Origin of the sequence: Streptantibioticus ferralitis (assembly GCF_029223525.1) — a bacterium.
GTDB classification, from domain to species: domain Bacteria; phylum Actinomycetota; class Actinomycetes; order Streptomycetales; family Streptomycetaceae; genus Streptantibioticus_A; species Streptantibioticus_A ferralitis.
Genome location: NZ_JARHTQ010000006.1, coordinates 346,594 through 368,851 on the forward strand (window position 1 = coordinate 346,594; position 22,258 = coordinate 368,851).

A 22,258-nucleotide genomic window follows, 5' to 3' on the forward strand; every position below is an offset into this window, starting at 1 on the left:
ACTACTGCCTGATCGACCAGCCGCGCTCCCGGAGCGCGGCGGTGAGCACCGGCACCGCCTTCGGCTCCACCATCAGCTGCAGCAGGCCCGCCTGCTGACCGGTGGAGTGCTCCATCCGCACGTCCTCGATGTTGACCCCGGCGGCGCCCGCGTCGGCGAAGACCCGGGCCAGCTCGCCGGGCTGGTCGCCGATGAGCACCACCACGGCCTCGTACACCGCGGGCGCCGCGCCGTGCTTGCCCGGCACCCGCTCCCGTCCGGCGTTTCCGCGCCGCAGCACCCGCTCGATCCCGGCCGTGCCGTCCCGCCGCTTGGCCTCGTCCGCCGACTGCAGGGAACGCAGCGCCTCGACCGTCTCGCCGAGGTCGGTGGCGACCTCGGCGAGGATGTCGGCGACCGGACCAGGGTTGGCGGACAGGATGTCGATCCACATCGCGGGCTCGGACGCGGCGATCCGGGTCACATCGCGGATGCCCTGGCCGCACAGCCGCACCGCGGAATCGTCGGCGTGCTCAAGCCGGGCCGCGACCATGCTGGACAGCAGCTGCGGGGTGTGGGAGACCAGCGCGACGGCGCGGTCGTGCGCGTCGGCGTCCATCACGACCGGTACGGCACGGCACAGCGCGACCAGTTCCAGGGCCAGGTTGAGCACCTCGGTGTCGGTGGCCGGGGTCGGCGTGAGCACCCAGGGACGGCCCTCGAAGAGGTCCGCGGTCGCCGCGAGCGGTCCCGACCGCTCGCGGCCCGCCATCGGATGCGTCCCGATGTACTGGGACAGATCGCAGCCGAGCGCCTCCAGATCGCGGCGCGGGCCACCCTTGACGCTGGCCACGTCGAGATAGCCGCGGGCCGCCCCGGCGCGCTGCGCCTCCGCGAGCGTCGCGGCGACGTATGCCGGGGGTACGGCGATGATCGCGAGGTCGACCGGCCCCTGCGGCTCGTCGGTGGTGCCGGCGCCGAGCGCGGCGGCGGTACGGGCGGCATCGGGGTCGTGGTCCTTCAGGTGGACGGTGACCCCGCGCTGAGACAGGGCGAGGGCGGCGGAAGTGCCGATCAATCCGGTGCCGATGACGGCGGCGGTACGCATGGTCGTCATTTTTCCACTGCGCCGTGCCGGGGGACGGCGGCGGTCCCACTGCGCCGTCCCCCGGCTGTCACCCTTGGGTCTCGCTTGGGTCGGCGATCAGCTGGGGCATTCGGGCTTCGGGCCCCGCGTCCGGTAGAACGTTGCGCATGATCTTCCATGTGGTCACGCTGGACGACTGGCTGCGCGTCCCGGAGCGGCCGTACGCGCCGCGGACCCTCGCCGAGGACGGCTTCGTGCACTGCTCGCCCGACGAGTCCACGGCACTCGCGGTCGCCGACGCGTTCTACCGGGACGCGGTCGGCCCGCTGATGGTGCTGCTGATCGACGAGGACGCGCTGGACTCCCCGGTGCGTTGGGAACCGGCGGAGCCCGCGCCTGCGCCGGGCGCATCGCCCTCGGTCCCCTTCCCGCACGTCTACGGCCGGATCAACCGCACGGCCGTCGCCGGAATGCTGGAGGTCGAACGGGACGCGCGGGGCCGGGCGCTGGGCCTCAAGCTGTGGTCCTAGCCTGACCGGCTCGGGCGGACATCCGTTCGGGCTCGCCGGAGGACCGCCGGTCCGCGCCGCGGTTGCCCGCTGCGGCGGCGGAGTTCTTTCCGCCGCCGCGACCCGCCCCGCGGTACGGGCCGAGCCTTACAGGCCCACCTCGTTCATCAGCATGCCGACCTCGGTGTTGGTCAGCCGCCGCAGCCAGCCGGACTTCTGGTCGCCGAGCGCGATCGGGCCGAAGCGGGTGCGCACCAGCTTGTCGACCGGGAAGCCCGCCTCGGCGAGCATCCGGCGCACGATGTGCTTGCGCCCCTCGTGCAGGGCGACCTCGACCAGGTAGTTCTTGCCGGTGTTCTCCACCACCTTGAAGCTGTCGGCGCGGGCGTAGCCGTCCTCCAGCTCGATACCGTTCTTCAGCCGCTTGCCCAGGTCGCGCGGGAGCGGCCCCTGGATGGCGGCCAGGTAGGTCTTGGTGACGCCGTAGCGCGGGTGGGTGAGGCGGTTGGCCAGCTCACCGTGGTTGGTGAGCAGGATGATGCCCTCGGTCTCGGTGTCCAGCCGGCCGACGTGGAACAGCCGGGTCTCCCGGTTGGTGACGTAGTCGCCCAGGCACTGGCGGCCGTCCGGGTCCTCCATCGTGGAGACCACACCGGCGGGCTTGTTGAGGGCGAAGAACAGGTACGCCTGGGTGGCGACGGTCAGACCGTCGACCTTGACCTCGTCCTTGTCGGGGTCGACCCGCAGCCCCTGCTCGGTCACGATCTTGCCGTTGACCTCCACCCGGCGCTGCTCGATCAGCTCCTCGCAGGCCCGGCGCGAGCCCATACCGGCGCGGGCCAGCACCTTCTGCAGCCGCTCGCCCTCCTGCTCGGCGCCGGGGAAGGTCTTGGGCAGCTTCAGCTGCGGCCTGTCGTGGCGGGCGCGGTTGCGCTCCTCGATCTGGGCGTCGTACTCACGCGGCCGGGCCGGGGCGGACTTGCGGCCCCGGGTGCCGCCCGGGCCGCCGGTGGGCTTGCCGCCCTGCGCGCCGCGCCCGGCGCCCGGCTTGCCCTGCTTGCCGGATCCGGCGGAACCGGATCCGCCCACGTCGTAGCGGCGCTCCTCGGGGCGGGGGCGTCCGGCGCGCTTGCTCTTGTCGTCGCGCTCGTTGCCCGCCCCGCGGTAGTTCCGGTTTCCGCTGTTCCTGCCGCTGCTTCGCATCAATGTTCCGTAGTCGAGGTCGTGTCGGGTGCGTCCGGGTCGAACGACGGAACCCCTTCCTGGGACTCCGCCTCGACGGCGTCCGCCTCCGGGAGGAACGGCGCGAGCTCGGGCAGCTCGTCCAGGCCGCGAAGGCCCATCCGCTCCAGGAAGTAGTTCGTCGTCCTGTACAGGATCGCACCTGTTTCGGGTTCCGTCCCAGCCTCCTCCACCAGACCCCGCTGCAGGAGGGTGCGCATCACGCCGTCGCAGTTCACCCCGCGCACCGCGGAGACCCGTGAACGGCTGACCGGCTGGCGGTACGCGACCACCGCGAGGGTCTCCAGGGCGGCCTGGGTGAGCCGGGCCTGCTGGCCGTCGAGGACGAACTTCTCCACCGCGGGCGCGAACTCCGGCCGGGTGTAGAACCGCCAACCGCCCGCGACCAGCCGCAGTTCGAAGCCGCGTCGATCGCGTGCGTACTCGTCGGACAGCTCCCGCAGCGCGTCGGCGACCTCGCGGCGCGGCCGGTCGAGCACCTTCGCGAGGTGCTCCTCGGTGGCGGGCTCGTCCACGACCATCAGCACCGCCTCGAGCGCGGGCTTCACGGCGAGGTCGGCCACGGACGGCGGTCCCGCGGGAACGCTGCGGCGCGCAGCGCCTCCCTTGAGGGTGGCGGGGGGCGACGGGCGGGCCTCGGCGGCCTGGTCAGCGTCCATCATCCGAACCATCCTTCCGTACCCCCGCTTCCTGGTCGAACTCGTCGGTGACCAGCGGCTGCCCGGTCCCCTCGACGCCGGTCCAGCGGACCTGGAGGGCGCCCAGGGCCTGCTCCTGATCCAGGGCGACCGCCTTCTCCCGGTAGAGCTCCAGCAGCGCGAGGAAGCGGGCGACGACGGTCAGGGTGTCGGTGGCGTCGGCGGTCAGCTCCTGGAAGGACGCGGCGCCCAGCTCGCGCAGTCGGGCGATGACGATGTCCGCCTGCTCGCGCACGCTGACCAGCGGCGCGTGGATGTGCTCGACGTACACCGTCGGCCGCGGCTTGGGCTGCATCGCCTTGACGGCCAGCTTGGCGAAGCCCTCCGGGCCGATGCTGATGGCCACTTCGGGGAGCAGTTCGGCGTGCTGCGGCTCAAGGCCGACGGTACGGGGGTAGCGCAGCGCCTCGGCGTCGAGCCGTTCGGCGAAGATCTCCGCGATCCGCTTGTACGCGCGGTACTGCAGCAGCCGCGCGAACAGCAGGTCGCGCGCTTCCAGCAGCGCCAGGTCCGCTTCGTCCTCGACCTCGGCCGCGGGCAGCAGCCGCGCCGCCTTGAGGTCCAGCAAGGTGGCCGCGACCACCAGGAACTCGGTGGCCTGGTCCAGGTCCCAGTCGGCGCCCATCGCGCGGATATACGCGATGAACTCGTCGGTGACCTTGGACAGCGCGACCTCGGTGACGTCCAGCTTGTGCTTGGAGATCAGCTGGAGGAGCAGGTCGAAGGGTCCCTCGAAGTTCGCCAGCCGGACGGTGAACCGGCCGTCGCCGACGGCCGGTTCGGTCTCCGCCGCACCGTTCGCGATGGGCCCGGCCTCCCCCTGGGAGGCCGGTGCGCCAGGTGTGTCCGGTTCCGTGCTGCCGACCGGTGCCGGATCGGCCGCTCTCGTCTGCTGCGGCACGGTGTCCGCCCCGCGACCGGTCTCCACCGGCGTGATCGGCTCGGCACCGTCCGCTTCGGCCAGCGCTGTCGCCAGACCGGACTCGCCCTCCTTCGGGGCCTGGTGGGCCGCTCCTCGGCCCAACGGGCGGCGGGCGGGTCCGCGTTGTTCGGGCTCGCCCGCCTCCGGGCGCTTGTACCCGATGCCGACACTCCTCGACACGGCGCTCCTTCGTCGCTTGGCCTCGTCGCTTGGCCTCGTCGCTGTCGGCATCGGCGCGCCCTTCGGCTCGCTCACCGGGCGCAGCAATGTTGAAGACGGTACCGTCCGCCGGGTCAGCGTCCTCGCAGGCGGCGTACGAGGATGCTCGCGTCGCCACGCGATTCGAGGTCGGCCAGCACCACGGCGACCGCCTCGCGCACGATGCGGCCGCGGTCGACGGCGAGACCGTGCTCACCGCGCAGCACCAGCCGGGCGTGTTCGAGGTCCATCAACTCCTCGGCGGAGACATAGACCGTGATCTTCTCGTCGTGGCGTTCCCGGCCACTGGGACGGCGGTTGGGCGCACCTCGCCGCTGTCGCCGTTCCTGCGCCGGGTGCTCCTGCGGTGGGCGGCGCTGCGCCGGGGTGGTCTGGTTCGGCGCCTCGGCCGGTTCGGAGCGGGCGTGTTCGGCCGCCGTGGACTTCGCGGCGGTCTCCCGGCGGTCGCGGTCCGTCAGTCCGGCCGTGTCGTCGCCGTCCGGCGCGTCCCCGTCCGCACGGCGCGCGGTAGCGGTACCGTCCTCGTCGGCTGCCGGTACCGGCCGCAGCCGGTCGCCCGGCGGGGGTGTGGGCGCGTCACCGTTGCTGTGCTGCCGGGGCGTTGACGACTGCAGCGCCATCCCCCCGGTGGTGCGGAACAGTTCGTCGGCTCCGGGCAGACTCACTCGGCGTGGCACCGGGCGAGCACCTCCCTGGCGAGCTGTCGGTACGCGGCCGCGCCAACGGAGTTGGAGGCGTAGGTCGTGATCGGCTCGCCGGCCACCGTGGTCTCCGGGAAGCGGACGGTGCGACCGATGACGGTGTGGAAGACGTGGTCGTCGAAGGCCTCGACGACGCGGGCCAGCACCTCGCGGCTGTGCACGGTGCGCGAGTCGTACATCGTGGCGAGGATGCCGTCGAGGTCCAGCTCGGGGTTGAGGCGCTCGCGGACCTTCTCGATGGTCTCGGTGAGCAGCGCGACACCGCGCAGTGCGAAGAACTCGCACTCCAGCGGAACGATCACCCGGTGGGCGGCGGTGAGCGCGTTGACGGTCAGCAGTCCGAGGGACGGCTGGCAGTCGATGATGACGTAGTCGTAGTCGGACATCAGCGGCTTGAGCGCGCGCTGCAGGGTCGACTCACGGGCGACCTCTGACACCAACTGCACTTCAGCGGCTGACAAATCGATATTGCTGGGCAGCAGGTCCATACCGGGCACGGCGGTCTTCAGCAGCACCTCGTCGGCGGCCATACCGCGTTCCATGAGCAGGTTGTAGACCGTGAGGTCGAGCTCCATGGGGTTGACGCCGAGGCCGACGGAGAGCGCGCCCTGCGGGTCGAAGTCGACGAGCAGGACCCGGCGTCCGTACTCGGCGAGCGCGGCACCCAGGTTGATGGTCGAGGTGGTCTTGCCGACCCCGCCCTTCTGGTTGCACATCGCGATGATCTGGGCCGGTCCGTGCTCGGTGAGCGGGCCGGGGATGGGGAAGTAGGGCAGCGGGCGCCCGGTGGGGCCGACGCGCTCGCGGCGCTGCCGGGCCGCGTCCGGGGCGAGCGTGGCCGCGTACTCGGGGTCCGGCTCGTATTCCGCGTCCGGGTCGTAGAACTGACCGTCCTGCAGGTCTTCCTCGTATGACGACATGGCGTGTGTAGCTTGCGTCTCCGTGCTCGAATCGGTCCGGCGTGCCTCGAAGGTGCGGACGGCAACGGAACCAACGGCTCCAAGTCCAGCCGGGCTCGGACCCTGAACGGTCATTCCTGGTTGACCACCCCCGGGAGCAAATGTCGACTCATTCACAAGTCGTCTTACCTCCTTGGTGACCAGGAAACTTCTCAATAGGTCAGCGTGACACCATGCCGACGGTTGGCGACTCTATGGCGTGTCGGCGGTTCGCAGCAACACAATCCACCGGACACGGCACGATGTGTCGGCAACCGAACACCCCGATGTCAAGGGCGTAAGGAGCGCAACCGGGATGATTCACGGGTGTGCGAAACGGTAAAACAGTTATGTTCCGGGCCAGTTACGCTATCAATGAAACCATCGCCACAAAGTCCACGGGAAGCGGACCGGCCGGGTCTTGTTGGACAAGACCCGGCCGGTGACATGGTTTTGATGTCAGTTGACGCGACCTGCGCGCCAACTGACCGTTACTGCGAACCCGGGTTGCGCCCCGGAGGACACGGTCAGCCGAGCAGCGTGCTGAGCTCGACCGACTCCAGTCCGTGCGCCTCGGCGACGGAGGGGTAAACGACCTGGCCCTCGTGGGTGTTGAGGCCCTTGGCCAGCGCCGCGTCACGGCGCAGCGCCTCACGCCAGCCGCGGTTGGCCAGCTCCACGATGTACGGCAGCGTGGCGTTGGTCAGCGCGTAGGTGGAGGTGTTGGGCACCGAACCCGGCATGTTGGCCACGCAGTAGAAGACCGAGTCGTGCACCTGGAAGGTCGGCTCGGCGTGCGTGGTGGGACGCGAGTCCTCGAAGCAGCCGCCCTGGTCGATCGCGATGTCGACAAGTACGGAGCCCGGCTTCATCCGCGAGACCAGCTCGTTGGTGACCAGCTTCGGGGCCTTGGCGCCCGGGATCAGGACCGCGCCGATGACCAGGTCGGCCTCCAGGACGGCCTTCTCCAGCTCGAAGGCGTTGGAGACGATCGTCTGCACCTTGGTGCCGAAGATCTTGTCCGCCTCGCGCAGCTTGTTGATGTCCTTGTCCAGCAGGGTCACGTGGAAGCCCATGCCGACGGCGATCTGGGTGGCGTTCCAGCCGGAGACACCGGCGCCGATGACCACGGCCTTGGCCGCGCTCACACCGGGCACACCGCTGGGCAGCACACCGCGGCCGCCCGCCGAGCGCATCAGGTGGTACGCGCCGACCTGCGGGGCGAGCCGGCCCGCGACCTCGGACATCGGGGCGAGCAGCGGCAGCGCGCGGTTGGCCAGCTCGACGGTCTCGTACGCGATGGCCGTCGTACCGGACTCCAGCAGGGCGTCGGTGCACTCGCGGGAGGCGGCCAGGTGCAGGTAGGTGAAGAGGGTCTGGTCCTTGCGGAGGCGGTGGTACTCCTCCGCGACCGGCTCCTTGACCTTCAGCAGCAGGTCGGCGATGCCCCAGACCTCGTCGGCGGTGCCGAGGATCTGCGCACCGGCCGCGACGTACTCGTCGTCCGTGATGGAGGAGCCGTTGCCGGCGCCCTGCTCCACGAAGACCTGGTGCCCGTTGCGCACGAGCTCGTGCACGCCGGCCGGGGTGATGGCGACCCGGAACTCGTTGTTCTTGACCTCGCGGGGGATACCGACCTTCACGTCGATCACGGTCCTTGGCTCAGAAGAGATGCAGATGCCTGTCCGGACATGGTGCGCTAAAACATCACACGCCGGACCTGACCGCGTTGCCCGCGGCTGGCTAAAGTCTAATGAAGGAAGACGCGCTGTCTAGCCTTACAAAGTGACTATTTTCGCCGAAGGCATTGGCAGATTCGTAGGTGTGGCGGTCCGATTACGGACGGGTACTCTCATGCGCGCCTCACAGCGGCAGATCCGCGTCATGCCGCGGGCCGCGCCCCAGCCCATGGCGCAGCAGGTCCTCCGCGGCACTCCGCTGCAACCGCGCCCCCGCCGGATCGCCGGCCCGCTCCAGGGTGTCGGCCATCCGCAGCAGCACCGCACCCTCCACCGGAACGTCCGCCGCCTGCCGCGCCCAGTGCAGGGCGTCCCGATAGGTACGGAGCGACTCCTCGCACTGCCCGGCGCACTCGTGGACCCGAGCCGCCTCGCTCAGTGCCATGGCGTAGCCGGACAGGTCGCGCAGCCTGCGGTGCACGGCCCCGGCCGCCCGCCACTCGCGCAGCGCGGCCGGGTACTGGCCGGTGCGGGTGTGCAGTTCGGCCAGCCGGGCGTGCAGCCGGGCCTGCTCGACGAACTCACCCCGGGTCTGGCGCAGCGCGAGCGCCCGGCCGTACCAGTCCGCCGCGCGCTGCGGATCGTCGAGTTCCAGATAGCTGTCGCCCAATGCCTCCAGCGCGCGACCCGCCGCGAGGCCGTCGTCTCCCGAGCGGGCCGCGTCGAGCGCGGTGCGGTAGCGCTCCAGCGCCTCCTTCGTCCGTCCGGCCGCGGTGTCCAGATCGGCGAGGTTGATCAACGCGGCCGCCTGCTGCCGCGGCAGCGCACGCCGCTCGGCGACTTCGAGCAGCAGGCCGTGCAGCTCGTACAGCTCCGGCAGGGCCTCCGTGTCGCCCCGGTGCGCGTCCAGCGCCCGCACCAGCGCGGCGATCAACCGCTGTGCCAGCGTGTCGAGTTCACCCTCGGCGACCGCGACCCGAGCGGCGGCCAGCAGCACCGGCAGCCGCCCCCGCAGCCAACCGGCGGCCAGTCCGGGCGAACCGAACCGCAGCGGTCGGGGCAGCTCCTCGATCTTCCGGCGGGCGGCCGAACCGGCCGGCTCGGCGGCGGCCCGGCAGGACTGGAGCCGCCGCACGGTGCGCTCCAGCATCCGGGCGGTGGCCAGCCGCACCTGTGCGGGGCGTTCCGCTACGTCGAGCTGTTCACGCAGCAGCGCGTGCAGGCAGCCTGGAACGCGGTACTCCGTATCCGCGTCGGCCGCGCCCTCCAGGCCGGCCGTGCCTTCCGGGTGCAGCAGCCCATAGCCAAGCAGTTCCCGCAGCGCCGCCTGGGCGGCGCTCAGCGGGCAGCCCGCCAGCGCGGAGGCGGTATGCGCGTCCAGCACACCGTCCGGCGCCAGCGCCAGAAGTCGCAGCAGCCGGGCGACGGGCTGCGTCAACCCGTCGTGCACCAGCCGAAAGGCCCGGGCGACCGGTGCGGACATGGCGCTGCTCACCGGGATCGCGCGCAGTGCCTGGATGGTGTCGGTCACCGACATCCCCGGCCGCGCCGCCAGCCATCCGGCCATCAGGCGCAGCGCGGTGGGGTTGCCCCAGCACTCCTCGGCCAGCGCTTCGGCCGCCGTGGGATCGCAGGTGACCCGCGTCGAACCGACGACCGCGGAGAGCAGTTCCACCGACGCGGCGGTGTTGAGTCCGCCCAATGTGCACGGCCGCACATCGGGGATCGCGGCGAGCGGCCCCTGAGAGGTGGCGATCACCAGGCCGCCGGGTCCCGGCGGCAGCAGCGGCAGCACCTGGTCGGCCGTGGCGGTGTCATCCAGTACGACCAGAACCCGCCGCCCCGCGAGCGCGCTACGCAGTGCGGCGACCGGATCCTCGGCCTCCGCCCCGCCGTCCGCCTCGGCACCGGTCTCGCCCAACGCCCGTAGCACCGCGCGCGCGATCTGCGCGGACGGCACCGGCTCGCCGTCAACGCCGGTCAGCCGTACGAAGTACTGACCGCCGGGGTACCGGTCCGCCACCTCACGGGCGAGCCGGATGGCGAGGGCGGTCCGGCCGGAGCCCGGGCGCCCCGCGACCAGCAGCACCCGGCACCCGCCGTGGTCCTTGCCGCGCAGCGCGGCAAGCCCCGGGCGGTCGATGTCGGCGCGAAGTTCCCGCAGTTCACGGCGGCGCCCGAGGAAGTAGGGCGGCGCCGCGGGCAACGCGCAGGCGGCAGTCCGTACGGTCAGCGCGCGATCCGTCACGGGCCCACTCCCGTCCCTGCGTGGTACGCGGCGGCACTACGCCACCGCGTACACAGGAGGATACGAGCCCGGCCGCGGGGCGGGCGTCACAACCCGCTCTGATGATCACCCCATCGGATCAGACGCGTTCACACGAGGTGTCACGTAAGGGTGATCATGTCGTGCGGAGCTCGGCCCTCAGGCCGCAGAGGAGGCAGCCCCTCGGGCCGTTACCCGCTGAACGGCCGGGCGGGCCACGGGGCGTCCGCCGGGCGGAGGGCGTCCACGCCGTCGCCGTTCAGCACCGCCCGCAGGGCGAGCACGCCCACCGCCAGGCAGGAGTTGTGCAGTTCACCGGCGATGACCCCGCGGACCAGCTCATCCAGCGGCACCCGCGCGTACTCGAACTCGGCCTCCTCCGCGGAGACCGCGAACCGCTCCCCCTCGGCATCCGCCAACTCGCGGGCGAGGAAGATCCGGATCGCCTCGTTGGACCCGCCGGGGGTGCTGTAGATGTCGACCAGCACCCGCCAGTCCGCGGCCTTGACGTGCGCCTCCTCGTACAGCTCGCGCTGCGCGGCGTGCAGCGGATGCTCACCGGGCACGTCCAGCAGCCCGGCCGGGACCTCCCACAGCAGCTGCCGCACCGGATGCCGGTACTGCCGCAGCACCAGCACCTTGCCGTCGTCGTCGAGCGCGACGACGGCCACGGAGCCGGGGTGCGTCTGGTAGTCGCGGCGAGCGGTGGTGCCGTCCGGCATGACCACCACGTCGCTGCGCACACCGGTCACCTTGCCGGTGAACGGCGTCTCGGTGGCCGAAACCGGCCATTCCTCGGGGATGTCGTGGATTACGGGGTCCTGCATGGGTCTTCGGTTCCTCCGCGGCAGTGAGGGGTGGAACGGCGGTGCCGGGGTGATCACGCGCTCGCGCGATCACCCCGGCACACTATGGCTGGCGGTGTCGGCCAGGCTCAGGCCTCGGCCTTGGCCTGCTCCTCCACCGGCTCGGCAACGGCGTCGCCGCCCTGCTGACGGCGGACCGCGGCCGCGACCAGCCCCGCGAACAGCGGGTGCGGGCGGGTCGGACGCGACTTCAGCTCCGGGTGCGCCTGGGTGGCGACCAGGTACGGGTGGACCTCACGCGGGTACTCGACGTACTCCACCAGCTTGTTGTCCGGGGAGGTGCCGGAGAACAGCAACCCGGCCTTCTTCTCCAGCTCCGCGCGGTAGGAGTTGTTGACCTCGTAGCGGTGGCGGTGCCGCTCCTCCACGTACGGCTCGCCGCCGTACACCTCGCGCACGATGGAGCCCTCGGCCAGCTTCGCCGGGTAGATGCCCAGTCGCATGGTGCCGCCCAGGTCGCCCTTGCCCTCGACGATGTCCAGCTGCTCGGCCATCGTGGAGATCACCGGGTGCGCGGTGGCCGCGTCGAACTCGGTGGAGTTGGCGTCCGCGATACCGGCGAGGTTGCGCGCGGCCTCGATGACCACGCACTGCAGACCAAGGCACAGCCCCAGCAGCGGGATCCGGTTCTCCCGGGCGAAGGCGATGGCCGCGACCTTGCCCTCGACACCGCGGTCACCGAAACCGCCCGGCACGCAGACCGCGTCGACGCCGGCCAGCTGCTGCTCGGCACCGGCCGCGGTACGGCAGTCGTCCGAGGTGACCCACTTGATCTTCACACGGGTGTTGTTGGCGAACCCGCCCGCGCGCAGCGCCTCGGTCACCGACAGATAGGCGTCCGGCAGATCGATGTACTTGCCGACCAGCGCGACCGTGACCTCATGGGCCGGGTTGTGCACCCGGTCCAGCAGGTCGTCCCACTGGGTCCAGTCCACATCGCGGAACGGCAGGTCCAGGCGGCGCACCACATAGGCGTCCAGGCCCTCGCCGTGCAGCACCTTGGGGATGTCGTAGATCGACTTGGCGTCGATCGCGGCGACCACCGCGTCCTCGTCAACGTCGCACATCAGCGAGATCTTGCGCTTGATGGCGGTGGGCACCTCGCGGTCGGCGCGCAGCACGATCGCGTCCGGCTGGATACCGATATTGCGCAGCGCCGCGACCGAGTGCTGCGTCGGCTTGGTCTTCAGCTCGCCGGACGGGCCGATGTACGGCAGCAGGGAGACGTGCACGAAGAAGACGTTGTCCCGGCCGACCTCGTGGCGGACCTGGCGCACCGACTCCAGGAACGGCAGCGACTCGATGTCGCCGACCGTGCCGCCGACCTCGGTGATCACGACGTCGACGTCGTCGGTCGCCATCCGGCGGATCCGGGCCTTGATCTCATTGGTGATGTGGGGAATCACCTGCACCGTGTCACCGAGGTACTCGCCGCGCCGCTCCTTGGCGATCACCGAGGAGTAGACCTGGCCGGTGGTGACGTTGGCCGAGCCGTCGAGGTCGACATCGAGGAAGCGCTCGTAGTGGCCGATGTCGAGGTCGGTCTCGGCGCCGTCGTTGGTGACGAACACCTCGCCGTGCTGGAACGGGTTCATCGTTCCGGGATCGACGTTCAGGTACGGGTCGAGCTTCTGCATGGTGACCCGCAGACCGCGGGCCTTGAGCAGCGCGCCGAGGCTGGAGGCCGTCAGGCCCTTGCCGAGCGACGAGGCCACACCCCCGGTGACGAAGATGTGCTTGGTCGTCTGGTTTTTGCCAGAATGAGGCAGTGCCAAGAGGGGGCTCCCGTGGTCGCGAGGTGAGGGTCCGACGGCTTCGGTGTGGGGTGGAACCGTCGGGGCGGTTCAGTGGTTCAGCCCACCGGCCCACGGGCTACCAGCGTATCAGCGGCTGGGCCCGACCGTGCTCGACGGCGCGGGAGCCGCCCCCGGGGACCGGGGGTGCACCGGCACGCGCCGCCGTGCGGGGCCCCCGGCTCACCGCGGACCCGGGGTGTTGTTCACCGCGAGCAGTCGCCCTGTCGCGCTGGGCGCACGGCTCACCCGACCGGCCGAAATCTGTCGCAGAGAGACGCCCGCGCCCCCGCTTTCACGTCGTATTCTGCTCGGACACTCTCTTCTGCCGTCGGGTTCGGCGCAGTAGGGGCCATAGCGAGCCGGCCGGCACGGCATCATCCCCGCCCGCTCCCGAACCGTGGCGCCGCCCCATGCGTATATCCAGCAAAGGGGAACATCACGGAGCAAGGGGGCACCGTAGCCAGGTTCGTCGAATACGCCAGACCCTGGAATTCGAACGTCCCTCGGGACGGTTCAAGCTGTTCGACTGGAGATGTACGTGGCCGGGCGCATCGAGGACTACGCACTCATCGGCGACATGCAGACCGCCGCCCTGGTCTGCCGGGACGGTACGGCCGACTGGCTGTGCCTGCCCCGCTTCGACTCCCCCGCGGTCTTCGCGGGGCTGCTCGGCGCCGATGAGCACGGCTACTGGCGGCTCGGCCCGGCCTACCCGCTGGACACCGAGCCGCCCGCCGCGACGCGCCGCCGCTACCGCGGTGACTCGCTGGTACTGGAGTCGGAGTGGGACACCTCGCGCGGCACGGTCCGGGTCATCGACTTCATGCCGCCGCGTGACGGCGCCCCACAGCTGATCCGGATCGTCGAAGGCGTCAGCGGCCGGGTGCCGATGCGCTCGGCGCTGCGGATGCGCTTCTCCTACGGCGCGGTGGTGCCGTGGGTGCACCGGGTCGACGACCCGCAGGCCCCCGAGGGCCGCACCGTCGCGGTGGCAGGTCCCGACTCGGTCTGGCTGGACACCGAATGCCCCACCTACGGCAAGGACTTGACGACCTTCGGCGACTTCACCGTCTCCCCCGGCGAGCGGATCGCGTTCGCCATCAGCTGGCAGCCCTCGCACCACCAGCCGCCCGCGATGCCCGACCCGGAAGCCTCACTGGAGGCCACCGAGCAGTTCTGGCGCGACTGGGTCGACCACTGCACGTACCACGGCCCGTACCGGGACGCCGTCGTCCGCTCGCTGATCACGCTGAAGGCGCTGACCTACGGCCCGACCGGCGGCATCGTCGCCGCGCCCACCACCTCGCTGCCGGAGGACATCGGCGGCGTCCGGAACTGGGACTACCGCTTCACCTGGCTACGGGACGCGGCGATCACCCTGTCATCGCTGCTGCGCACCGGCTACCGGGAGGAAGCCCGCGCCTGGCGCGAGTGGCTGCTGCGCGCGGTGGCCGGCGACCCGGAGAACCTGCAGATCATGTACGGGATCGCGGGCGAGCGGGAGTTGGGCGAGACCGAGCTGACCTGGCTGCCCGGCTACGAGGGCTCGCGGCCGGTTCGCGTCGGCAACGGCGCGGTACGCCAGCTCCAGCTCGACGTCTACGGCGAGGTCAGCGAGGCCCTGCACCTGGCCCTGATGACCGGCCTGGCGCGCAACGACTACGCGAGCCTGCTCCAGCTGAAGCTGATCCGGTACCTGGAGGACCACTGGCAGGAGAAGGACGAGGGCATCTGGGAGGTGCGCGGGCCGCGCCGCCACTTCGTGCACTCCAAGGTGATGGCCTGGGTCGCGGTGGACCGCACGGTCAAGCTCATCGAGTCGGGCGAGGTCGACGGGCCGCTGGAGCGCTGGCGCGAGCTGCGCGACGAGATCCACCGCGATGTGTGCGAGAAGGGGTACGACAAGGACCGCAACACCTTCACCCAGTCGTACGGCTCCAAGGAGCTGGACGCCTCCTTGCTGCTGATCCCGCAGGTCGGCTTCCTGCCGCCGGACGACAAGCGCGTCATCGGCACGATCGAGGCGATCCAGAAGGAGCTGACCGTCGAAGGCGGCTTCGTGCTGCGCTACCCGACGGAGGGTGCGCACAAGGGTGTGGACGGTCTGCCCGGTGATGAGGGTGCGTTCCTCGCCTGCTCCTTCTGGCTCGCGGACGATCTGGCCATGATCGGCCGGGTCGACGAGGCGCGGCAGCTGTTCGAGAAGCTGCTCTCGCTCCGCAATGACCTCGGGCTGCTCGCGGAGGAGTGGGACCCCAGGCTCCAACGGCAGGTGGGGAACTTCCCGCAGGCGTTCAGCCACGTGCCGCTGATCGACACGGCACTGCGGCTTACCGCCTCCGGCGCATACGGCGGCTGAAACGGTCCTGGACCGTTTCAGCCTGAGCCCCCGCGGGGGGTGCCGGTCCGGTGGGCTTCCGTCGGCTTGTGGTCGGTTCGTTGCGGTCGGTTCGTTCCGGTCAGCTCGTTGCGGTCAGCTCGGCACCGGCGGTCCGCGCCGTGGTGGCTGCTCACCACTGCGGCGGGTCTTCTCGGGGGCAAGCCCCCAGCCCCCCGGGAGTGCCGATCTGATGGCTTCCGTCGGATTCCGGTCGATTCGTTGTCATCTGTCCGTTGCGGTGAGTTCGGGACCGCCGGCCCGCACCACGGGGGTTCTCGCCGTCGCTGCGGCAAAAGATTTCACGGCTTACCCGCCGTCACAGCGGCAAGGGATCTCCACAGCCCACCCACCGTCGCGGGGGCGGGGCCTGATCGGGGGCGGGCACCCAACGCCCCGGGGGACTTGCCCCCGACCGTTTGTGCCGCGGCGGAAGCAAAGCTCTCACGGCCTACTCGCCATCGCAGCGGCAAAGGATCTCCACGGCGCCCACCGTCGCGGCGGCAAAGCCGCCACGGCCCGCCCGCCGCCGCCCCGACGGCGGGGCCTTCTCAGGGGCGGGCACCCAACGCCCCAGGGTGTCGGGGACTGGCCTTCGACAGCTTTTCTGCCGCCGCGACGGCGAGCAACCACCACGGCGCGGACCGGCGGTCCGAACCCACCGCGACCCGGCGACCGAACAACCCCGGCTAGTCCGCCCTCAACTCGTCATAGACGCTGAGGACTTGGGCGACGGTGTCATCCTCGCTGGGCCAGGTCGCCGCCTGGGTCCGCCCCTCGGCCGCGAGGCGCGCCCGGCGGTCCGGGTCGGCCAGCAGACCCGTCACCACCTGGGCGAAGGCCCGCGAGTCCCCGTACGGCACGAGTGCGGCGGCGTCACCGACGAGTTCGGGGATCCCGCCGACCGCCGTGGCGACCAACGGCACCCCGGCGTGCAGCGCCTCCTCGGCGATGAGCGGGCGGGACTCCCAGCGGCTGGACAGCACCACCACGTCCGCCGCCGCGAGGAGTTCGGCGATGTCATCACGCCGCCCCAGCAGCCGGACCGGCAGGTCCTCCGCGTCGATCCGGCGCTGCAGCATCGGCCGGCAGCTGCCCTCGCCCGCGATGGCGACCAGCGGCGGCGGTTCCAGGGACCGCCAGTAGCGGGCGGCGTCCAGCAGCAGGTCGTACCCTTTGCGCGGTTCCAGACGGCCGACCGCGAGCAGCAACGGCCGCCCCAGCGCGCCCAGTTCGGCCCGCCTCTTCTGCCGGGCGCACTCCGGGTCGGCCCCGGGCCGTTCGGGGTCGATACGCGGCCCGGGCAGCGCCACCGGCGCCAGCCGGGCATCCCGGGCACCCAACTTCCGTACCTGGTCGACGAGTTCGGACGAGGTGCCGAGCACCACGGTGGCGGCCCGGGCCACCCGCCGCTCCAGCAGTCGCAGCAGACCCGCGCGGGTCCCCGACGCGGGCTCGGAGCCATGCCAGCTGACCACCAGTGCCGGACGCCGGGGCGCGGGAACCGCCAGCGAGGCCAGCAGTCCGGCGTACAGCCCGTGCGCGTGGACGACATCAGCGTGCGCGCAGGCTGCCCGCAGCGCGGCGACGGCCAATGCGTCCGCGCGCGGGCCGGGCTTGCCGCCGATCTCCACCGGGGTGAACCGGACACCGGTCCCGGCGAACCCGTACGCCTCCACCGCGTCGGCGGGCCCGCACACCGTCACGTCGACCCCGCGCGCCACCAGCCCGCCGGAGAGCGAGCTCACATGCGCACCGGCCGTCGTGCCGAGCACTTGCACGGCGTGCAACGGCCCGTACGGCGGGGTCTGAGTGCTGATCACGCGGGGTACGACTCCTGGGTCGGCGGCGTTCTTCGACGGTTGAACGTACGGAATGACAGCGTGCGCACACCCGTTCGGATATGGATGTTCCTGTGCGGACGGGTGGATCGGTGTTCGGGTTCGTGGTCTTGAGGTTCCAGGATGCCAGCAGGGGCCGACAGTGCGAGGGCCACTCCCCCGCCGGTGGGGGTACGCGATGGTACGGGATCACCCATACGAGTGGGTGTACTGCCAGCCGACGTCCAAATGGTGAAGGATGCGCTCAGCGCGGAAGACGCCCCCAGGCGTCAACTGCCCGTATTCCGGGGGCAGTCCACAGCGCGTCGCTGTGACTCACCTTGTCACCGACAGCCGCCAGCGCGACCAGCACCGCCGCGTGCAGTGCCCGGCCGGTACGGCCGTTCGCCGTCACGATCGAGACACCGAGCGCCGCGCCCAGCGCATGGGCGCCCGCGTCGCCGAGCATGGTCCGTTCACCGAGGTCGTCGGCGAGCACCGCCGCCGCGGCGGCGACCGGCGCCGCGGCCAGGGCGCCCGCCGGACCGCCGCGCAGCAGACCGGGCGCACCGGCGGCGAGTACGGCCTTGGCGGCCCGGCCCGGCGCCACATCCAGCAGGTTGACCAGATGCGCGCTGCCCGCGATCACCACCCCGGCCAGCACCGCGTCCACCGGCCGTCTGCCGATCAGCGCCCCCGCGGCCAGGCCCGCCGCGCCGATCCCGAGCAGCTTGACCGCGCCCGAGGTGACCCGGCCGTCCGCGAGGGCGCGCAGATGCGCACCGAGACCCCGCTCGTCGGCCGATCCCGCCTGGTCGTCGTACGCCCCGCAGGCCGTCGCGGCGACCGTGGCGAGCACCGCGGCGGTGCGAGTACGCCCGGGCAGCCCACGGGTCACCGCGGCGGCCAGCGCCACACCGGCGGCGGCCGCCAGCCCGCCATGGAGATCCACGGTGCGGCCCGCGTGGTTCTTCCGCTCCCAACGGGCAGCCCCACCGGGTGGTTCGGCCCGCAACAATGCGTATCCGGCCCGCGCGGCGCCCGCTGCCACGAGAGCGCCCGGCACCCGACCCGAGCTGAACGCCATGGGCCCCTCCCCCTCCGCTGACTGCTTCACGACCACCCCCAGCGGTCTCGGCCCGCCCTGGCAAAGGACGGGCCACCGCCATTGTCGGCCATCACCCGCGATCGCTTCGCGTAGGCACGAGTGGCGTGGCGGTGCACACCGCCACGCCCCGGGTGGTACGTGGCCCCCGCCCCGAACCGGAACCGCGCCCGGCGCGCGGGGCGTCCGTCAGGCGGGTCCTGGGCGGGTTGCGGTGCCCGCGGCCGGAGACCGCTGACGGATACCGCGGTGCCGCCGGCCGAAACGCACCGCACGCAGGTCGAGCGTCAGCGCGCGGCACGCGCCGCCTCCAGTAGTTCCTCCGCGTGGGCGCGGGCGGTGTCGGAATCCTCCAACCCGGCCAGCATGCGCGACAGTTCGCGCACCCGCTCCTCACCGTCCAGCACCCTGACTCCGCTACGCGTGACCGAACCGTCATTGGTCTTCTCCACCAGCAGCTGGCGGTCGGCGAAGGCCGCCACCTGCGGCAGGTGCGTGACCACGATGACCTGCGCGGTCCTCGCCAGCCGGGCCAGCCGCCGTCCGACCTCCACCGCCGCCTTGCCGCCGACGCCCGCGTCCACCTCGTCGAACAGATACGTCGGCACCGGGTTGGAACCCGCGAACACCACCTCGACGGCGAGCATCACCCGTGACAGCTCACCACCGGAGGCACCCTTGGCGATCGGCCGCGCCGGTGCGCCGGGGTGCGGGGCGAGGTGCAACTCCACCTCGTCGGCGCCGCTCGCGCCGAAGGCCACCGTCCGGCCGCCGACCTCGATGCCCTCGGGGTCATCGGCCTGGTGGATCTCCACCGTGATACGGGCATGCGGCATCGCGAGCTCGGCGAGCTCGGCCGTCACCGCCTGGGCGAACCGTTCGGCCGCGGTCGTCCGCGCGTCCGTCAACGCCTGTGCCAGCTCACCGAGTTCGGCGCGCAGGGCGTCCCGTTCCGCGGTCAGCGTCTCGATCCGGTCGTCGTCGCCGTCCAACTCGGCCAGCCGAGTCGACCCCTGCTCGGCCCAGGCCAGGACCGAGGCGATGTCCTCGCCGTACTTGCGGGTCAAGTGGGCCAGCGTCGAACGCCGTTCCTCAACCGCCGCCAGCCGACGCGGATCCGCGTCCAGATTGTCCGCGTATCCTGCGAGTTCGCCCGCCACATCGGAGAGCAGGATCCCGATCTCGCCAAGCCGGTCAGCCAGCGCGGCAAGCGCCGGGTCATGCGCCCGGACGGACTCCAGAGCGCGACTCGCCCCGGCCACCAGCGTGGCGGCGTCCACGCCCTCGGGGTCCTCCGGATTGCCGGCCAGCGCGGTGTGCGCGGCCGAGGCCGCCGACGCCAGCGCCTCGGCGTGGCCCAACCGTTCGGCCTCCGCGGCCAGTTCGACGTCCTCGCCGGGAAGCGGCTCGGCGGCGGCGATCTCGTCCAGTCCGAAGCGCAGCAGATCCGCCTCCTGCGCCCGCTCCCGCGCCTTGGTGGTCAGCGTGTCCAACTCGGCACTGACGTCTCGCAGCCGACGGTGGGCGGACGCGTACTTCGCCAGCGGTACGGCGACCGCTTGCCCCGCGTACCGGTCCAGCGCCGCCCGCTGCCGGGCGGGACGCAGCAGACCCTGCTGGTCGGTCTGGCCGTGCACCGCCACCAGATCGTCGGCCAGCTCGCCGAGCAGCGCGGCGGGCACCGAACGGCCGCCGACATGCGCCCGCGAGCGGCCCTCCGCCGAAATGGTCCGGCTCACCAGCAACACGCCGTCATCCAGCTCGGCCCCGGCCTCCTCGGCCCGCACCGCAGCAGGTGAGTCCGCGCCGACCGTGATCCGGCCCTCGACGACGGCCGCCTTCGCACCGATCCGCACCAGCGCGGCATCGGCCCGCCCGCCAAGCAGCAGACCGAGGCTGGTGACGACCATGGTCTTGCCTGCGCCCGTCTCGCCGGTCACCGCCGTGAAACCCGGCGACAACTCGACCACGGCGTCATCGATGACGCCCAGGGACCGTATCCGCATCTCCTCCAGCACGCCATGACGATAACGCTCTGCGCGGTCACGTGTGGGTCACGCCCACCCTCCCCCCGTTGCCCCAACCCGCGAGCGTGCCGTTGCGCACGGTCGGTTCGGGGTCGGGGGTGCGTCGGGGGTGCGTCGGGGGTGTCTCCTCACTCCAGCTTGACCGCACAGTGGCCGTGCTTCGTGGGGTCGCTGCGGGGACACCCCGGCGCGCCCCCGCCCCAGAACGGACCCTGGGCGAAGGCCGTGCCGAGACGACCGCGCTAACGGGCGGGCGGGTGGGCGAGCATGAGACCTACCGCAACCACGAACGCACCCGTACTAGTGGGGCGCACCCCGCCAACCCGCAACAGGCAGCGCGAACTTCGCAACCAACCGATCAGTGAACGAAGCATGGTGCAACCGCGCAAGCCGCACAGGCACGGCACCACGCCGCACCTCAACCCGCGCCCCGGCGGGCAACGGCACGGTGCGCCGCCCGTCACACCACAAGACGCCGTGCGGCGTCTTGGGCTGGACCTCGACGGCGAGCACGGAACGAGGCGAGGTGACCAACGGCTTGGCGAACAACGCGTGCGCGCTGATCGGCACCATCAGCAGAGCCTCCACCTCCGGCCAGACCACCGGCCCCCCCGCGGAGAACGCGTAAGCGGTCGAACCGGTAGGCGTCGCACACACCACGCCGTCGCCACCGAAACCGGTCACCGGCCGCCCGTCCACCTCCGTGACGACCTCCAGCATCCGCTCCCGTGCCGCCTTCTCGACCGACGCCTCGTTGAGCGCCCAGTCGGTGTGCACCACGTTGCCGTTCTCCCGGACCAGAACGTCCAGCGTCATCCGTTCCTCGACCTCGTACGCCCGGGTGACCACCCGGTCCACGACCTTGTCGAGGTCATCGCGCTCGGCCTCGGCCAGAAAACCCACCCGGCCGAGGTTCACCCCGAGCATCGGCACACCGGACGCCCGCGCGAACTCCGCACCGCGCAGCAGCGTTCCATCACCGCCCAGGACGACGAGCAGCTCACAGCCGTCCACGGCGTCCTGACAGGACTCCACCACGTCAACCGACGGCGGCAGCGGTAGATCGACGGCTTCCTCAGCGAGGATCCGTACGCCTATCCCGCAGCGCAGCAACCCCTGCACAACGCGCTCGGCGCTGCGCACGGCCGCCGGACGGCCGGTGTGCGCCAACAGGAAGACGGTGCGTTCGCCCGACGTATTCGATCCGCTCAACGAGGCCCCTCCGCTACGGCTCGATCCACATCCGCCGGGTCGACTTCTGGCGCCCCGGCGCGCAGCCACAGAAAATATTCGACATTGCCGGACGGTCCCGGCAGCGGGCTGGCGGCCACCCCGAGCACGCCCAGCCCCAGCCCGGCCGCCTGCGCGGCCACCCCCCGCACCGCCTCGGCCCGCAGTTGCGGACTCCGTACCACGCCACCGCTGCCCAGCCGCTCCTTGCCCACCTCGAACTGCGGCTTGACCATCAGCACCAGGTCCGCGTCGGGCGCGGCACAGCGCACCAGCGCGGGCAGCACGAGCCCGAGCGGGATGAACGACAGGTCACCGACGATCACATCCACCGGCTCGCCGTCGATCGACTCCAACGTCAACTCGCGTACGTTCGTACGGTCCTTGACGGTGACACGGTCATCGCTCTGCAACGACCAGGCCAGTTGACCGTAGCCGACGTCCACGGCGACAACGTGCGCCGCACCGGCGCGCAGCAGCACATCGGTGAAGCCGCCGGTCGACGCGCCCGCGTCAAGGCAGCGACGGCCCTCGACACTCAGCCCCTGCGGCGTGAACGCGGCCAGCGCGCCCGCGAGTTTGTGCCCGCCACGGGAGACGTAGTCAGGGTCGCTGTCGTCCTTGGCGACGACCAGCGCGGCGCTGGTCTCCACCTGAGTGGCGGACTTGGTGGCGGTACCGCCACCTACGGTCACCCTCCCAGCGGCGATCAACTGGGCGGCGTGCTCGCGCGAGCGCGCGAGACCGCGGCGCACCAGCTCCGCGTCGAGGCGCCGTCTTGCCTGTCCTGCCACGCT

General features: G+C 71.6%; 17 protein-coding genes. 2 read left to right on the forward strand and 15 right to left on the reverse strand.

Annotated features, from left to right (window positions below; translation table 11 throughout):
- Nucleotide 1: 1 nt before the first annotated feature.
- Entirely contained in the window at nt 2-1,087 is a 1,086-nt protein-coding gene (locus tag P2L57_RS12590) for a prephenate dehydrogenase (RefSeq protein ID WP_275812956.1), read from the reverse strand.
- A 146-nt stretch (nt 1,088-1,233) separates the two neighbouring features.
- Here P2L57_RS12590 and P2L57_RS12595 point away from each other — a divergent pair, with 146 nt between their 5' ends.
- Nucleotides 1,234-1,596, forward strand: coding sequence for a DUF952 domain-containing protein (locus P2L57_RS12595; protein WP_275812835.1), 363 nt, complete (start codon nt 1,234-1,236; stop codon nt 1,594-1,596).
- Between the two features lie 126 nt (nt 1,597-1,722).
- Here P2L57_RS12595 and P2L57_RS12600 read toward each other — a convergent pair whose 3' ends face one another.
- The 9 genes from P2L57_RS12600 to pyrG all read right to left on the reverse strand — a co-directional run bounded on the left by P2L57_RS12600 (nt 1,723) and on the right by pyrG (nt 12,875).
- Nucleotides 1,723-2,778, reverse strand: coding sequence for a pseudouridine synthase (locus tag P2L57_RS12600; protein WP_275812838.1), 1,056 nt, complete (start codon nt 2,776-2,778; stop codon nt 1,723-1,725).
- Nucleotides 2,778-3,479: an SMC-Scp complex subunit ScpB gene (gene scpB / locus P2L57_RS12605; protein ID WP_275812841.1), complete on the reverse strand. Its 702-nt coding sequence runs from the start codon at nt 3,477-3,479 to the stop codon at nt 2,778-2,780. Before scpB ends, P2L57_RS12600 begins: the two co-directional genes overlap by 1 nt.
- Nucleotides 3,466-4,617 (reverse strand): segregation and condensation protein A, encoded by a 1,152-nt coding sequence (locus P2L57_RS12610; RefSeq protein ID WP_275812845.1) that lies wholly within the window; start codon nt 4,615-4,617, stop codon nt 3,466-3,468. The genes scpB and P2L57_RS12610 overlap by 14 nt, the downstream gene beginning before the upstream one ends.
- 113 nt (nt 4,618-4,730) lie before the next feature.
- The gene (locus P2L57_RS12615) at nt 4,731-5,333 is read right to left on the reverse strand and encodes a hypothetical protein (protein ID WP_275812848.1); all 603 of its coding nucleotides are present in this window, start codon (nt 5,331-5,333) and stop codon (nt 4,731-4,733) included.
- A complete protein-coding gene (locus tag P2L57_RS12620; protein WP_275812850.1) occupies nt 5,318-6,391 on the reverse strand; it encodes a ParA family protein in 1,074 nt (357 codons plus the stop codon). The genes P2L57_RS12615 and P2L57_RS12620 overlap by 16 nt, the downstream gene beginning before the upstream one ends.
- Before the next feature lie 431 nt (nt 6,392-6,822).
- Nucleotides 6,823-7,938: an alanine dehydrogenase gene (ald, locus tag P2L57_RS12625; RefSeq protein WP_275812959.1), complete on the reverse strand. Its 1,116-nt coding sequence runs from the start codon at nt 7,936-7,938 to the stop codon at nt 6,823-6,825.
- 220 nt (nt 7,939-8,158) lie between these two features.
- Nucleotides 8,159-10,222, reverse strand: a complete 2,064-nt coding sequence (locus P2L57_RS12630) for a tetratricopeptide repeat protein (RefSeq protein ID WP_275812853.1) — start codon at nt 10,220-10,222, stop codon at nt 8,159-8,161.
- Between the two features lie 209 nt (nt 10,223-10,431).
- Nucleotides 10,432-11,067, reverse strand: coding sequence for an NUDIX domain-containing protein (locus P2L57_RS12635; RefSeq protein ID WP_275812856.1), 636 nt, complete (start codon nt 11,065-11,067; stop codon nt 10,432-10,434).
- Nucleotides 11,068-11,174: 107 nt separating this feature from the next.
- Complete coding sequence (pyrG, locus tag P2L57_RS12640; RefSeq protein WP_486387823.1) at nt 11,175-12,875, reverse strand: CTP synthase; 1,701 nt, start codon at nt 12,873-12,875, stop codon at nt 11,175-11,177.
- A gap of 565 nt (nt 12,876-13,440) precedes the next feature.
- On the opposite strand from pyrG, the gene P2L57_RS12645 reads away from it, so the two are divergent.
- Nucleotides 13,441-15,261, forward strand: a complete 1,821-nt coding sequence (locus P2L57_RS12645) for a glycoside hydrolase family 15 protein (protein ID WP_275812863.1) — start codon at nt 13,441-13,443, stop codon at nt 15,259-15,261.
- A 707-nt stretch (nt 15,262-15,968) separates the two neighbouring features.
- Here the strand turns inward: P2L57_RS12645 and P2L57_RS12650 are convergent.
- The 5 genes from P2L57_RS12650 to P2L57_RS12670 form a co-directional block, all read right to left on the reverse strand.
- Complete coding sequence (locus tag P2L57_RS12650) at nt 15,969-17,102, reverse strand: glycosyltransferase family 4 protein (RefSeq protein ID WP_275812866.1); 1,134 nt, start codon at nt 17,100-17,102, stop codon at nt 15,969-15,971.
- 262 nt (nt 17,103-17,364) lie between these two features.
- On the reverse strand, nt 17,365-18,186 hold the full coding sequence (locus tag P2L57_RS12655; protein ID WP_275812869.1) for a hypothetical protein: 822 nt from the start codon (nt 18,184-18,186) through the stop codon (nt 17,365-17,367).
- A 305-nt stretch (nt 18,187-18,491) separates the two neighbouring features.
- The gene (gene recN, locus P2L57_RS12660; protein ID WP_275812962.1) at nt 18,492-20,210 is read right to left on the reverse strand and encodes a DNA repair protein RecN; all 1,719 of its coding nucleotides are present in this window, start codon (nt 20,208-20,210) and stop codon (nt 18,492-18,494) included.
- A 321-nt stretch (nt 20,211-20,531) separates the two neighbouring features.
- A complete protein-coding gene (locus P2L57_RS12665; RefSeq protein ID WP_275812872.1) occupies nt 20,532-21,443 on the reverse strand; it encodes an NAD kinase in 912 nt (303 codons plus the stop codon).
- Nucleotides 21,440-22,255 (reverse strand): TlyA family RNA methyltransferase, encoded by an 816-nt coding sequence (locus P2L57_RS12670; RefSeq protein ID WP_275812875.1) that lies wholly within the window; start codon nt 22,253-22,255, stop codon nt 21,440-21,442. The genes P2L57_RS12665 and P2L57_RS12670 overlap by 4 nt, the downstream gene beginning before the upstream one ends.
- Nucleotides 22,256-22,258 lie beyond the last annotated feature (3 nt).